General features: G+C 74.3%; 1 protein-coding gene (running past one end of the window). It reads right to left on the bottom strand.

What is annotated here, in order from left to right:
• A protein-coding gene (locus AB0J58_RS30630) for a type I polyketide synthase (RefSeq protein ID WP_364222210.1) crosses the window boundary here: on the bottom strand, positions 1 to 15089 show its 5' portion. The gene continues 13666 nt to the left of window position 1, outside the view; the window shows 15089 of its 28755 coding nt (coding positions 1-15089); its start codon is at positions 15087 to 15089; its stop codon lies off the left edge, out of view.

Here is a 15089-nt window from a genome sequence, read left to right as displayed (position 1 = left end):
CCGGCCATCGCCAAGCCGTAGTCCTGATAGCTGGACCCGATGAAGGTGCCGGTCAGGCTGCCGCGCAGCGACGAGGGGGCGATCCCGGCCCGCTCAACGGCCTCCCAGGCCGTCTCCAGCAACAGCCGCTGCTGCGGATCCATCGCCAGCGCCTCCCGGGGCGAGATCCCGAAGAAGTCGGCGTCGAACTCCGCCGCGTCGTGGAGGAAGCCGCCCCACGTGGAGTACGTCTTGCCGGACCGGCCCGGGTCGGGGTCGTAGAGCCCCTCCGCGTCCCAGCCGCGGTCGGCGGGGAACCCGGAGATCGCGTCGACCCCGTCGACCACGAGCTGCCACAGCCGCTCCGGTGAGCGGACCCCGCCCGGGTAGCGGCAGGCCATCCCGATGATCGCGATCGGCTCGTCCGAGGCGGCCCGCGCCGGGCCTGCCACGGCCGCCGGCCCGGCCTGCGTTCCGGCGATCTCGGCGCGCAGGAACTCCGCCAGCGCCTCCAGGTTCGGGTGGTCGAACACCAGCGTGCTGGGCAGCGCCAGGCCCGTCGCACCGGCCAGCCGGTTGCGCAGATCGACCGCGGTCACCGAGTCGAAGCCCATGTCGCGGAACGCCTGCCGCTCGGCGACGGCGTCGGCCGAGGCGTGCCCCAGCACGGTCGCCGCCTGGGTACGCACCAGCTCCAGCAGCCGGCGGTCCCGCTCGGACGCCGGCAGCCCGCGCAGCCGGGTGACGAATTCCCCGTCGCTCGCGGCGACGGCCGGCCGCTCGGCGGTTTCGGCCAGCCGGCGTACCGCGGGCACCTCGCTGAACAGCCGGCTCGGCCGCGCCGAGGTGAAGACCGGGAGGTACCGCTCCCAGTCGATGTCGGCGATGGCCAGCACGGTCTCCTCGCCGGCCAGCGCCTGCCGGAACCCTTCGAGCGCCAGGTCCGGCTCCATGAACACGAGCCCGCTGCGCCGGATCTGCTCGGGATCGACCCGCCCGAGATCGCGGTCGTCCGACCAGATGCCCCAGGAGATCGACGTGGCCGGCAGCCCCCGGGCACGCCGGTTCTCCGCCAGCGCGCCGAGGAAGGCGTTGCCCGCCACGTACGCCGCGTGCCGCCCGCTGCCCCACATCCCCGCCGTCGAGGAGAACAGCACGAAGGCGTCGAGCTCGTCCGCGTCCAGCAGCTCGTCCAGGTGCCAAGCGCCGACGACCTTGGCCCGCACCACCTCGGCGAACGCCTCCATGGTGGTGTCCTGCAGGGTGTGCAGCTCGATGGAGGCGGCGGTGTGCACCACCGTACGGACGACGTGGCCCTCCGCCCGCAGCCGCGCGAGCAGACCGGCGACGGAGTCGCGGTCGGACACGTCACACGCCACCGCCGTGGCGGTCGTACCGAGTTCGGCCAGCTCGGCCAGCAGCTCGGCCGCGCCGGGGGCGTCCATGCCACGGCGGCTGGTCAGCACCACGTGCTCGGCCCCCTCGGCCGCGAGCCGGCGGGCCAGGTGCGGGGCGAGCGTTCCGGTACCGCCGGTCACCAGGGTGGTCCCGCGCAGCGCCCAGCCGCGCGCCGGCTCCCGATCCGCCGCCGATACCGGCGCCGGCACCACCCGTCGGGCGAACAGGCCGGAGGGCCGGATCGCGAGCTGGTCCTCGCCGCCGCCGCCCGCGAGGACGCTCGCCAGCCGCCGCGCCGCGCGCTGGTCGAGCGTCCCGGGCAGGTCGACCAGGCCGCCCCACCGTCGCGGGTGCTCCAGCGCGGCCGTCCAGCCCACGCCGTGGACCTGAGCCTGGACGGGGTTGGTCACCGGATCCGACCGGCCGGTGGAGACCGCACCACGGGTGAGGCACCACAGCGGCGCGTCGATGTCCGCGTCGCCCAGGGCCTGCACGAGCGCGACGGTCAACGCCAGACCGGTGGCCAGCTCCGGGTATCGATCGGTGGGCTGTTCGGCCAGGGCCAGCAGGGACACCACGCCGGAGACGTGCTCCTCCTCGCCCGGCACGCCGGTCAGCACTCGTGCCAGCACGACGCGGTCCGTGCACGACTCGTCGAGCACGACCCTGCGGACCCGCGCGCCGTGCGCGGTCAGCGTGTCGGCGACGTCGGCGACGTCGGCGCCCGCGAGACCCTCCGTGGTGACGAGCAGCCACGTGCCCGGCAGGGCGGCGGGGGCGAGGCCGGTCACCGGCCGCCACGCGACGCGGTAGCGCCAGGAGTCCACGGTGGACCTGGCCCGTTGCCTGCGGCGCCAAGAGGACAGCGCGGGTACCACCGCGGCCAGTGTCCCCGTGCCCACGTCCAGTCCCGAGGCCAGCGAGTCGAGGTCCTCCCGCTCCACCGCCGCCCAGAACCGCTCGTCCGCCGGGTCCGCCGTGCCGGTCGTCCGCGCCTCGGCGCGCCGTATCCAGAACCGCTCCCGCTGGAAGGCGTACGTCGGCAGCTCCACCCGGCGGGCGCCCGTGCCGTCGAAGGCCGCCCGCCAGTCGACCGGCACGCCGCGCACGAACACCTCCGCCAGGGAGGTCAGGAAGCGCTCCGCGCCGCCCTGGTCGCGGCGCAGAGTCCCGGCGACCACCGTGCCCGCCGCGGTCCCGGCTGCCTCCTCGGCTGTTTCCTGAATCGCGCCGCTCAGCACCGGGTGCGGGCTGACCTCGATGAACGCCCGGTGCCCGGCGGCCAGCAGGCATCGCACAGCGGGTTCGAACCGGACGGCCCGCCGCAGGTTGCGGTACCAGTAGTCCGCGTCCAGCTCCGTGCCGTCCAGCCACTCCCCGGTCACCGTGGACAGGAACGGCACCTCGGCCCGCTCCGGCCGGATCCCCGACAGGGCCTGTGGCAGTTCCTCCCGGAGCCGCTCGACATGGACCGAGTGCGACGCGTAGTCGACCGCGACCCGCCGAGCCCGCACGCCCTCCTCGGTCAACCGCCGCGACAGCTCGTCGAGCGCGTCGGGATCGCCGCACACCACGACCGAACGCGGCCCGTTGACCGCCGCGATGGAGATCCGCTCGCCCCAGGGGCGCAGCCTCTCCTCGATGTCCGGCACCGGAAGCGAGACCGACATCATCCCTCCGGCGCCGGCCAGCCGCCGTCCGATGGCCTGGCTGCGCACCGCCACCACCCGCGTGGCGTCCTCCAGGGACAGCGCGCCCGCCACACAGGCGGCGGCGATCTCCCCCTGGGAGTGCCCGATCACCGCGTCGGGCTCCACCCCGTGAGCACGCCACATCGCCGCCAGCGAGACCATCACCGCGAACGACACCGGCTGCACGACGTCCACCCGGTCCAGCGGCGGCGCGCCCTCCACCTGGCGCAGCACGTCGATCAGCGACCAGTCGACATACCGGCTCAGGGCGAGGGCGCACTCGGCGACACGTTCGGCGAACACCGGGGACTGTTCGAGCAACCGGGCGCCCATACCGGCCCACTGCGCGCCCTGGCCGGGGAACACGAAGACCGTCTTGCCCTCGGCGTCCGCCACGCCCTGGATCACACCCGGCGCGGGCTCGCCCGCGGCCACCGCGCCCATCGCGGCGGAGAGCGACTCGCGGTCACCGCCCACCACGACCGCGCGGTGCTCGAACGCCGACCTCGACGTCACCAGCGAGAAGCCCACCGCGGCCGGATCGGGCTCGTCGAGGTCGGCCACGTGCGCGGCCAGCCGCCGCGCCTGTGCGCGCAGCGCCTCCGCCGTCCTGCCCGAGACCACCCACGGCACCGCGCCGGCACTGGAATCCGGATGGGCGCCGGGGGCGGCGGGCTCCTCCGCGTCCGGCGCCTGTTCGAGGATCGCGTGGGCGTTCGTGCCACTGATCCCGAAGGAGGACACGGCGGCCCGGCGCGGCCGTCCGGTCTCCGGCCACGGCGTGGCCTCGGTCAGCGGCTCGACCGCACCCGCCGCCCAGTCCACGTGGGTCGACGGCGTGCCCACGTGCAACGTCTTGGGCAGCACCCCGTTCCGCATCGCCATGACCATCTTGATCACGCTGGCCACGCCCGCCGCGGACTGGGTGTGGCCGATGTTCGACTTGACCGACCCGAGCAGGAGCGGCCGCTCCCTGTCCTGCCCGTACGTGGCGAGGAGCGCTTGGACCTCGATGGGGTCGCCCAGGCCGGTACCCGTGCCGTGCGCGTCGATCGCGTCGACCTCGGCCGGGGACAGCCGCGCGCCTGCCAGGGCTTTCCGGATCACCCGCTGCTGGGAGGGACCGTTGGGCGCGGTCAGCCCGTTGGACGCGCCGTCCTGGTTCACCGCCGAACCGCGCACCACCGCCAGGATCGGGTGGCCGTTGCGCCGCGCGTCGGACAGCCGCTCCACCAGGAGCAGGCCGACCCCTTCCGCCAGGCTCATCCCGTCGGCCGCGTCGGAGAACGCCTTGCACCGGCCGTCGGCGGCCAGGGCCCGCTGGCGGCTGAACGCCACGAAGGCGGCCGGGGTGGTCATCACCGTCACGCCGCCCGCCAGGGCGAGCGAGCTCTCGCCGTTGCGCAGTGACTGACAGGCCAGGTGCAGCGCCACCAGCGACGACGAGCACGCCGTGTCGACCGTGACCGCGGGCCCTTCCAGGCCGAGTACGTACGACACCCGGCCGGACAGCACGCTCGGGATGGTGCCGGTGACCTGGTGCCCCTCGGCGTCGGCGGCGTCCGAGCCGTACTCCTGGTAGCTGGAGCCGATGAACGTGCCGGTCGGGTGGCCGCGCAGCGCGAGGGGATCGATCCCGGCCCGCTCGACGGCCTCCCACGCGGTCTCCAGCAGCAGCCGCTGCTGCGGGTCCATGGTCAGCGCCTCGCGCGGTGAGATCCCGAAGAACCCGGGGTCGAAGTCGCCGGCGTCGTGCAGGAACCCCCCTTCGACCGAGTACGTCGTGCCGGAGTGGTCCGGGTCGGGGTCGTAGAGCCCTTCCGCGTCCCAGCCCCGGTCGGCGGGGAATCCGGAGATCGCGTCGCCCCCGTCGGTCACCAGTTCCCACAGCTGTTCCGGAGAGCCGACGCCGCCGGGGAACCGGCAGGCCATCCCGATGATCGCGATCGGTTCGTCGGTGTGGGCGGCGACCGGGGCTCCGGCGGCGTCGGCGTCCGCCGTGCCCGCCGGGCCCGCGATCTGTGAGCGCAGGAACTCCACCAGCGCTGCCGGGTTCGGGTGATCGAACACCAGAGTGCTCGGCAACGCCAGGCCGGTCACCGCGACCAGCCGTTTTCTCAGCTCCACCGCGGTCAGCGAGTCGAACCCCAGCTCGCGGAAGGCGCGCCGCTCGGAGACCACCTCGGCCGAGGCGTGCCGCAGCACGGCCGCCACCTCGGTGCGCACCAGATCCAGCAGCCCGCGCCGCTGCTCCTTCTCCGTCAGGTGCCGCAGCCGCGCGACGAATTCGGGGGCGCCGGAGGCGCCGGCCCCGTCCTCGGTCTCGTGCTGTGCCCTGACCTCCGCGAGCTCGCCGAACAGGTGGCTGGGCCGGGTCGAGGTGAAGATCGGATGGAACCGGTCCCAGTCGACGTCGGCGACCGTCACCACCGCGTCCCGGCCGCCGACGGCCCGGCTCAGCTCGCCGATCGCGAGGTCGGGCGGCAGCGCGGCCAGCCCGCGCCTGAGCAGGTAGTCGGTCATGCCCTCGGTCGTGGCCATGCCGGCTTCGGCCCACGCGCCCCAGGCCACCGACGTCGTGGCGAGACCCCGCGCACGCCGGTGCTCGGCCAGCGCGTCGAGATAGGCGTTGGCCGCCGCGTAGCCGCCCTGCCCCGCGCTGCCCCACACCCCGGCGATCGAGGAGAACAGTACGAAGAAGTCGAGCTCACGATCTCCGAGCAGGCCGTCCAGGTTGGCGGCGCCGGCCGCCTTCGCCGTCATCACCTCGGCGAGTCCGGCGGCATCCGCCTGCCCGAGCGGCGCGGCGACCTGACCCACCCCGGCCGCGTGGACCACCCCGGTGAGCGGGTGCTCGGCCGGGATGGTGGCCAGCACGGCGGCCAGCGCGTCGCGATCGGCCACGTCACAGGCGACCACGCTCACCTCGGCCCCCAGCGCGAGCAGTTCGTCGCGCAGCTCCGGCGCCCCGGGGGCGTCCACGCCGCGCCGGCTGGTCAGCACCAGGTGCGTGACGCCGCCGCGTACCAGCCACCGCGCGGTGGCCGCGCCCAGGGCGCCGGTCCCACCGGTGATCAGCACCGTCCCGCCGGAACCCGGCGCGGTGCCGCCGGAGGAGCCGGCCGGATCGGGCGCGGCCGGATGACGCCGCAGCCGCCGGCCGAACACGCCCGACGCCCGCACCGCCACCTGGTCCTCGCCGTCCAGGCCCGCCAGCACGCTCGCCAGCCCCTGGGCGGCACGCCCGTCGACGACCTCGGGCAGGTCGACCAGGCCGCCCCACCGTTCCGGATGCTCCAGGGCCGCGACCCGGCCCATACCCCATACCTGCGCCTGGACCGGGCAGGTCACTCGATCGCCGGGAGCCGCGGACACGGCGCCCCGGGTGACGCACCACAGCGGCGCGCCGATCTCCGCGTCGCCGAGCGCCCTCAGGAGCGCGACCGTGCGCACGAGACCGCTCGACACCGCCTCGCCGTCCGCGGCGGGCGCCTCCGCCAGCGCGAGCGTCGACAGCACCCCGGAGATCTCGCCCGTCTCCCGGAGCCGGGCCGCGAGCGACGCAGGGTCGGTGTCCGTCCCGTCCAGCACGAGCCGCTCCACTCGCGCCCCGTGACCGTCCAGCGCGGCGACCACGTCGCCGTCCGCGATCCCGCCGGCGGTCACCACCAGCCAGGTGCCCTCCAGCACGGCGAGAGGGGGCGTACGCCGGGGCTTCCACTCCACCCGGTAGCGCCAGGAGTCGAGCGTCGACGCCTCGCTCCGGCTCCGCCGCCACGACGACAGGGCCGGGAGCAGGGTGTCCAGTGAGGAGGAGTGCTCGTCGCGCAGGCCGAGGATCGCGGCCACGTCCCCGGCGTCGCCACGCCCGACCGCGTCCCAGAGCCGCGCGTCCGCCGGATCGGCGGCCGCTTCGTTCACCGCCGGCGGCGGCTCCGGCCAGAACGACTCATGCTGGAACGCGTACGTCGGCAGGTCCACCCGGCGGGCCCTGCGGAGCAGGGCCGGCCAGTCGACGCGCACGCCGTTCACATGCAGCTCGGCCAGCGCGGTCATGAGGGCGGTGCTCTCGTCGCGGTCGCCGCGCAGCACGGGCAGCAGCAGCGCGTCCGCCTCCACAGGAAGGGCGTCCTGGGCCATCGCGGTCAGCACGCCGTCCGGCCCGATCTCCAGGAACGCGGTCACGCCCGCCCGGTGCAGCTCCCGCACGCCGTCGCGGAACCGGACCGTCTCCCGCACGTGCCGCACCCAGTAGGCCGCTGAGCACAGTTCGTCCGTGGCGAACCCGCCGGTCACGTTGGAGATCACCGGGATTCGCGGGGGCGCGTACGACACCGTCTCGGCGACCGCCCGGAACTCCGCGAGCATCGGCTCCATCAGCGGAGAGTGGAACGCGTGCGACACCCGCAGCCGCTTGGTCCCGCGCTCCCTGGCGGCCCACCCGGCGGCGACCTCCAGCACCGCGGCCTCGGCCCCGGCGATCACCACCGATGCCGGGCCGTTGACCGCCGCGACGGACACCTCGCCCTCGCGCCCGGCCAGCGACTGGCGGATCTCCTCCTCGCCGGCCTGGATCGCCACCATCGCGCCGCCGGCCGGGAGCGCCTGCATCAACCGGCCCCGCGCGGCCACCAGCGCGCAGGCGTCCTCCAGCGTCAGCACCCCGGCGACGTGCGCCGCGGCGAGCTCCCCGATCGAGTGCCCCGCCAGCGCGGCCGGGCGCACGCCCCACGACTCCACCAGCCGGTACAGCGCGACCTCCAGGGCGAACAGCGCAGGCTGCGTGTACGCCGTGCGGTCGAGCAGCTCGGCGTCGAAGAACAGTGCCTCCCGCAGCGGACGGTCCAGGTAGGGAGCCATCCGGGGGGCCAGCGCCGCGAGCACGCCTTCAAGGGCCTCGGCGAACACCGGGAACCGCTCGTAGGTCTCCAGGCCCATGCCCACTCGCTGAGCACCCTGGCCGGTGAACAGGAACGCCGGCTTCTGGTCGTACTCGGCCTGGCCGCGTGCGACTCCCGGCGCGGCCCGGCCGCCGGCCAGCGCGCGCAACCCGGCCAGCGCTCCGGCATGGTCCTCGGCCAGCACGGCGGCCCGGTGCTCGAAGGGGGAACGGGTGGTCGCCAGCGAGAACGCCACGTCGGCCAGCGGCACCTCGGGACGGCCTTCCAGATGGGACAGCAGCCGCGCGGCCTGCTCCCGCACCGCCTGCTCCGTCCTGCCCGAGACCGGCAGCGGCACCGGCAGGCCCGCCATCGGCGGCTCGACGGCCGAGGGTGCCGCCCCCTCGGCCGACGGAGCCCGCTCGGCGGTGTCCTGCTCGATGATGAGATGAGCGTTGGTGCCGCTGAAGCCGAACGACGACACCGCGGCCCGGCGCGGGTGGTCCGTCTCCGGCCACTCTCGCGCCTCGGTCAGCAGCTCCACTGCGCCCGCGGTCCAGTCCACGTGCGAGGACGGCGCGTCGACGTGCAACGTCCTGGGCACGATGCCGTGCCGCATGCCCATGATCATCTTGATCACGCCCGCGACACCCGCGGCCGCCTGGGTGTGGCCGATGTTCGACTTGATCGACCCGAGGAGCAGCGGGCGGTCCCCGGGCCGGTCCTGACCGTAGGTGGCCAGCAGCGCCTGCGCCTCGATCGGATCACCCAGGGTGGTCCCGGTCCCGTGCCCCTCCACCACGTCCACGTCGGCCGGGGACAGCCGCGCTCCGGCCAGGGCCTGGCGGATCACCCTCCGCTGGGAGGGGCCGTTCGGCGCGGTCAGCCCGTTGGACGCGCCGTCCTGGTTGATCGCCGAGCCTCGCAGCACCGCCAGCACGTGGTGACCGTTGCGCCGGGCGTCCGACAGGCGCTCCAGCACCAGCACCCCGACGCCCTCGGCCCAGCTGACGCCGTCCGCGCCGTCCGCGAACGACTTGCACCGCCCGTCCGCGGACAGCCCCCGCTGCCGGGAGAACTCCACGAACGGTCCGGGGGTGGCCATCACGGTCACCCCCCCGGCCAGCGCGAGCGTGCACTCACCCGAGAGCAGCGCCTGCGCCGCCAGATGCACCGCGACCAGCGAGGACGAGCAGGCCGTGTCGACCGTCACGGCCGGGCCCTCCAGGCCCAGCGTGTAGGACACCCGGCCGGAGACGACGCTCGCGGCGGTCCCGGTGCCCCGGTAGCCCTCGAACTCGCCCGCGCCCAGCATCCCGCTGTAGTCGGTGTACATCACCCCGGCGAACACGCCCGTCCGGCTGCCCCGGAGCGTGACCGGATCGATTCCGGTCCGCTCGACGGCTTCCCACGAGGTCTCCAGCAGGAGTCGCTGCTGGGTGTCCGTCGCCAGGGCCTCCCGCGGGCTCATCCCGAAGAAGTCCGCGTCGAACTCCGCCGCGTCGTGCAGGAAACCGCCCTGTCTGGTGTACGAGCTGCCCGCGTGGTCGGCGTCCGGATGGTAGAGCGCGTCCAGGTCCCAGCCGCGATTGACCGGAAATCCCGTGATCGCGTCCCGGCCCTCGGCCACCAGCCGCCACAGGTCCTCCGGTGAGGTGACGCCCCCCGGGTAGCGGCAGCTCATCCCGACGATCGCGATCGGGTCGTCGGCGACCGGCGCGACCGTGGCCGGAACGGCCACGTCCTGTTCGCCCAGCACCTCGTCCAGCAGGAACTCCGCCAGAACGGCGGGCGTGGGGTGGTCGAACACCAGCGTGGCCGGCAGGCGCAACCCCGTCACCGCGTTCAGCCGGTTGCGCAACTCCACCGCGGTGAGGCTGTCGAAACCCAGCTCGCGGAACTCCCGCCGGACGTCCACGGTCTTCGGTGAGGCGTGCCCCAGCACCAGCGCCACCTCGGCCCGCACCAGGTCCGCCAAGACCCGGACACGATCGGCGCGCTCCAGGCCGGCCAGCCGCCGGACCAGGGTGCCGTCACCGGCCGCGGTCATCGACGCCGCCGACCTGCGCGGGTCCCGCACCAGCCCGCGCAGCAGATGCGGCACCTCGCCATGCGCCCGCAGCGCCGCCAGGTCGAGCCGGACCGGGGCCACGACCGGCTCACCCGAGCCGACGGCCGCGTCGAACAGCGCGACCCCCTGCTCCGGGGCGAGCGCCGGCATCCCGGCCCGCGCCATCCGCCGCAGATCGGCCTCATCCAGCCCGCCGGTCATCCCGGCCTCCTGCGCCCACGGACCCCACGCCAGCGACAGCGCCGCCAGCCCCTCGGCCCGCCGAAACTCCGCCAGCGCGTCCAGGAACGCGTTCGCCGCCGCGTAGTTACCCTGCCCGGAAGCCCCGATCGTCCCCGCCACCGACGAGAACACCACGAACGCCGCGAGATCCATATCCAGGGTCAGCTCGTGCAGATACCAGGCCGCGTCCGCCTTCGGCCGCAACACCGCGTCCAGCCGCTCAGCCGTCAGCGACGGAATCGTCCCGTCGTCCAGCACACCCGCGGTATGGATCACCGCGGTCAACGGATGATCGGCATCCACCTGCGCCAGCAGCGCCGCCACCTGGTCACGGTCGGCCACATCACACGCCACGACCTCCACCTCGACCCCGTGCGCGACCAACTCCGCCCGCAACTCCACCGCACCCGGAGCATCCAGACCCCGCCGACCGGCCAGCAACAGACGCCGCACACCCCGCTCGGCCACCACATGCCGCGCGAACAACGCCCCCAGACCACCCGTCCCACCAGTGATCAACACCGTCCCCTCCGGATCCCAGGCACGATCCTCACCCGGACCGGGACCGGACGCCACCCGCGCCAGGCGCGGCACCCGCATCTCCCCCCCGCGCACCGCCACCTGCGGCTCACCCGAGGCCAACACCCCCGGCAACACCGATTCCTCATCCACATCCACCAGCACGAACCGGCCCGGATTCTCCGACTGCGCGCTGCGCACCAGGCCCCACACCGCCGCCGCCGCGAGATCAGCCACCACCTCGCCGTCACCCGCCGCCACCGCGCCCCTGGTCACCAGCACCAGACGCGAATCGGCGAACCGGTCATCGGCCAGCCATGCCTGCAGCAGGCCCAGCACCCGAGCGGCCGACTCGTGAACCGACTCCGTCATCTCCCCGGCCGGGCCCGCGACCACCCGCGTCAGTACCACCCCGGGTACCGGTCCCGCCTCCACCAGCGACGGCAGGTCCACATGAACCGGAACCGGATCCCCACCCGGCCGCCACGCGGCGACGACATCCGCCGCTTCCGAACCCAGCGCCGCCACCGGCACCTCACCGGCCACGGCCCGGTCCGGCAGCGCCGTCCACTCCACGCGGAACAGCGCGTCCCGCCCGAGCCCCCGGCCGCCGGCGGCCGGCAGGTCATCGGCCGAGAACGGACGCAGCGCCAGCGAGCGCGCCGACAGCACCGGCTCCCCCGCACCGTCCACCGCGATCACCGAGACCGCGTCGCCACCGGTCCTGGCCAGCCGCACCCGCAGCACCGACGCGCCACCGGCGTGCAGACACACCTCTTCCCAGGAGAACGGCAACCGGCCGCCCCCGGCATCCTCCAGTCCGGCGAAGCTCACCGCGTGCAACGCCGCGTCCAGCAACGCCGGATGCACCCCGAACAACCCCGCGTCAGCCACCTGTCCGGGCAAGGCGACCTCCGCGAACACCTCACCGTCCGCACCCCGCCACGCCGCCCGCAATCCCTGGAACACCGGTCCGTAGCCCAGCCCGTCCTGGGCCAGCCGGTCGTACAACCCGTCCAGCTCGACCAGCGACGCGCCCCGCGGCGGCCACACCGTCGTATCGAACACCGTCGCGTCGAAACGCGTACCGGCCACATCGCTCAGCCCAGCGGTGTGATCACTGCTCGCCAGCACACCGCCGGCGTGCCGTACCCACTCATCGTGATCTTCGGCCTCCACCGGCCGGGTGTGAACGCTCAGCTCCCGGCGGCCGACCCCGTCCGCAGGTCCCACCCGCACCTGCACCGTGACGGCGTCGTCCTCGCCCAGCACCAGCGGCGCGGTCAGGGTCAGTTCCTCCAGCACGCCACAGCCGACCTGATCACCCGCCCGCACGGCCAGCTCGACGAACCCGGTGCCGGGGAACACCACCATCCCGCCCACCCGGTGATCGGCCAGCCACGGGTGCGACCTCGGTGACAACCTCCCGATCAGCAGCGCCTCATCGGAGTCGGCCAACCCCACGGCGGCGCCCAGCAGCGGGTGCCGGGCAGCCGTCAGGCCCGCCGCCGTCAGGTCTTTCACCCGCGATCCCGCGCCGTCCGGCCAGAACCGCTCGCGCTGGAAGGCGTAGGCGGGCAACTCCACCCGGCGGGCGCCGGGGAAAACCGCGTGCCAGTCCACCGGCACCCCGCGCCCGTGCAGGGCGGCCAGCGCCGACATCACCGCGCGCTGCTCGTCCCGGTCCCCGCGCAGCGCCGGCACCAGCACCTCGTCCGGCTCCCACCCGGAGTTCTGGGCGCGTAGCCGCGAATCCGGCGTCGAGCCGGTGTCGCGCGGGTTCGCTTCGGCGGCCAGGGTGTCGGCCGCCATCGCGGTCAAAACCCCGTCCGGGCCCAGCTCCAGATACGCCCGCACGCCCTGGGCGCGCAGGGTGCGCACCCCGTCGGCGAAGCGGACCGCGCCGCGCACCTGCTCCACCCAGTAGTCCGGCGAGCACAACTGCTCGACCGTGGCCGTCTCCCCGGTCACGTTCGACACCACCGGAATCCGCGGCGGGCCGTAGGTCAGCGTCCGGGCCAGGGCCCGGAAGTCCTCCAGCATCGGCTCCATCAACGGCGAATGGAACGCGTGCGACACCCGCAACCGCCGCGTCCTGACCCCCCGCTCCTCCAGGACGGCGGCGACATCGAGAACCGGCCCCTCCACCCCGGAAAGCACCACCGAGGCCGGGCCGTTCACCGCCGCGACCGACACCTCGCCTTCGTGCCCGGCCAGCAACGGCTCGATGTCCTCCTCCGAGGCCTGCACCGACACCATCGCCCCACCGGACGGCAACGCCTGCATCAACCGCGCCCGGCCCGCCACCAGCGCACACGCGTCACTCAGGGACAACACCCCGGCGACATGGGCCGCGGTGATCTCCCCGATCGAGTGCCCGGCCAGCACCTCCGGCCGCACCCCCCACGAGGACACCAACCGGAACAACGCCGTCTCCACCGCGAACAACGCCGGCTGCGCCCACCCCGTCCGATCCAGCGCCTCCGCCCCGGCCGACCCCGGCTCGGCGAACAACACCTCCCGCAGCGACCCCTCCAGCATCGGGTCCAGCTCCGCGAGCACCTCGTCCAACGCCGCCGCGAACACCGGGAAACGGTCGTACAGCTCCCGGCCCATCCCGGCCCGCTGACTGCCCTGACCGGTGAACAACACCGCCAGCTTGGCCTGCCTGCCGCGGCCCTTGATCACTCCGGCGGCGGCGGCGCCGTCCGCCAGCACCGTCAATCCCGCGCGCAGCTCGGCGCGATCGGCGGCGAGAACCCCCGCCCGGTGCTCGAACGCCGACCTCGTCGTGGCCAGCGAGAACGCCACGTCGACCACGGCCGTCTCGGGCGCAGCGTCCAGGTGCGCGAGAAGACGCGCCGCCTGGGCACGCAGCGCCTCCTCCGTCCGGCCCGACAGCGGCACCGGCAGCACGCCCGCGTCCGAGGGCGCCCGATCCGCCGCGGGCGCGTCCTCCTCGGCCCGCGGCGCCTCCTCCAGCACCACGTGGGCGTTGGTGCCGCTGACCCCGAACGACGACACCCCCGCCCGGCGCGGCCGCCCGGTCTCCGGCCAGGACCGCTGCTCGGTCAGCAGCTCCAGCACGCCCGCGGACCAGTCCACCCGCGACGACGGCGTATCCACGTGCAACGTCTTCGGCAGCACCCCGTGCCGCATCGCCATGACCATCTTGATCACACCGGCCATGCCCGCCGCCGCCTGTGTGTGACCGATGTTCGACTTCACCGAACCCAGCAGCAAGGGCCGATCCCGGTCCTCGCCGAACGTGGAGACCAACGCCTCGATCTCGATCGGGTCGCCCAGCGTCGTCCCTGTCCCGTGCCCCTCCACCACGTCGATGTCCGCCGTCGACAGCCGCGCGCCGGCCAGGGCCTCACGGATCACCCGCCGCTGCGACGGACCGTTCGGCGCGGTCAGACCGTTCGACGCCCCGTCCTGGTTCACCGCCGAACCCCGGATGACCGCCAGCACCTGGTGCCCGTTACGCCGCGCGTCCGACAGGCGCTCCAGCACCAGCACGCCCACGCCCTCCGACCAGCCCGTGCCGTCGGCACCGTCGGCGTACGCCTTGCATCGCCCATCGGGCGACAGGCCGCCCTGGCGGTTGAACTCGATGAAGGTGCTGGGCGTCGACATGACCGTCACGCCGCCCGCGAGCGCCAGGGTGCACTCGGCCATGCGCAGCGAGTGGGCGGCCCAGTGCAGCGCGACCAGGGACGACGAGCAGGCCGTGTCCACCGTCACCGCCGGGCCGACCAGGCCGAGCGTGTACGACAGCCGGCCGGACAGCACGCTGTTCGCCGTGCCCGTGAGCCCGAAGGCGTCGATGTCGTGCGGCAGGTTGTCGCGGTAGTCCGGCGACATCGCGCCGACGAACACCCCGGTCTGGCTGCCCCGTAGCGCGGCCGGGTCGATGCCCGCCCGCTCGACGGCCTCCCAGGAGGCTTCGAGCAGCAGCCGCTGCTGCGGATCCATGCCCAGCGCCTCCCGGGGGGAGATGCCGAAGAAACCGGCATCGAAGTCCGCCGCGTCACGCAGGAACCCGCCGGACAACGACCGCGGGACGGCACCGCCGTACTCGTCCCGAAGCCGGTCAAGGTCCCAGCCACGGTCGGCGGGCGGCTCGGATATCGGATCACCGCCCTCTGCGAGCAGGTGCCACAGGTCCTCCGGCGAGGACACGCCGCCCGGGTACCGGCAGGTCATCCCGACGATCGCGATCGGCTCCAGGTGCTGTTCTTCAAGGTCGTGGACGCGTTGCCGGGTGCGCCGCAGATCCGCGGTCGCCCGCTTGAGGTATTCCCGGAGTTTCGCTTCGTTGTCCAT

This window comes from Streptosporangium sp. NPDC049644 (assembly GCF_040675205.1).
GTDB lineage: Bacteria > Actinomycetota > Actinomycetes > Streptosporangiales > Streptosporangiaceae > Streptosporangium > Streptosporangium fukuiense.
Note: the sequence above shows the minus strand (reverse complement) of the source record. Positions and strands in the feature narration are given on the sequence as shown.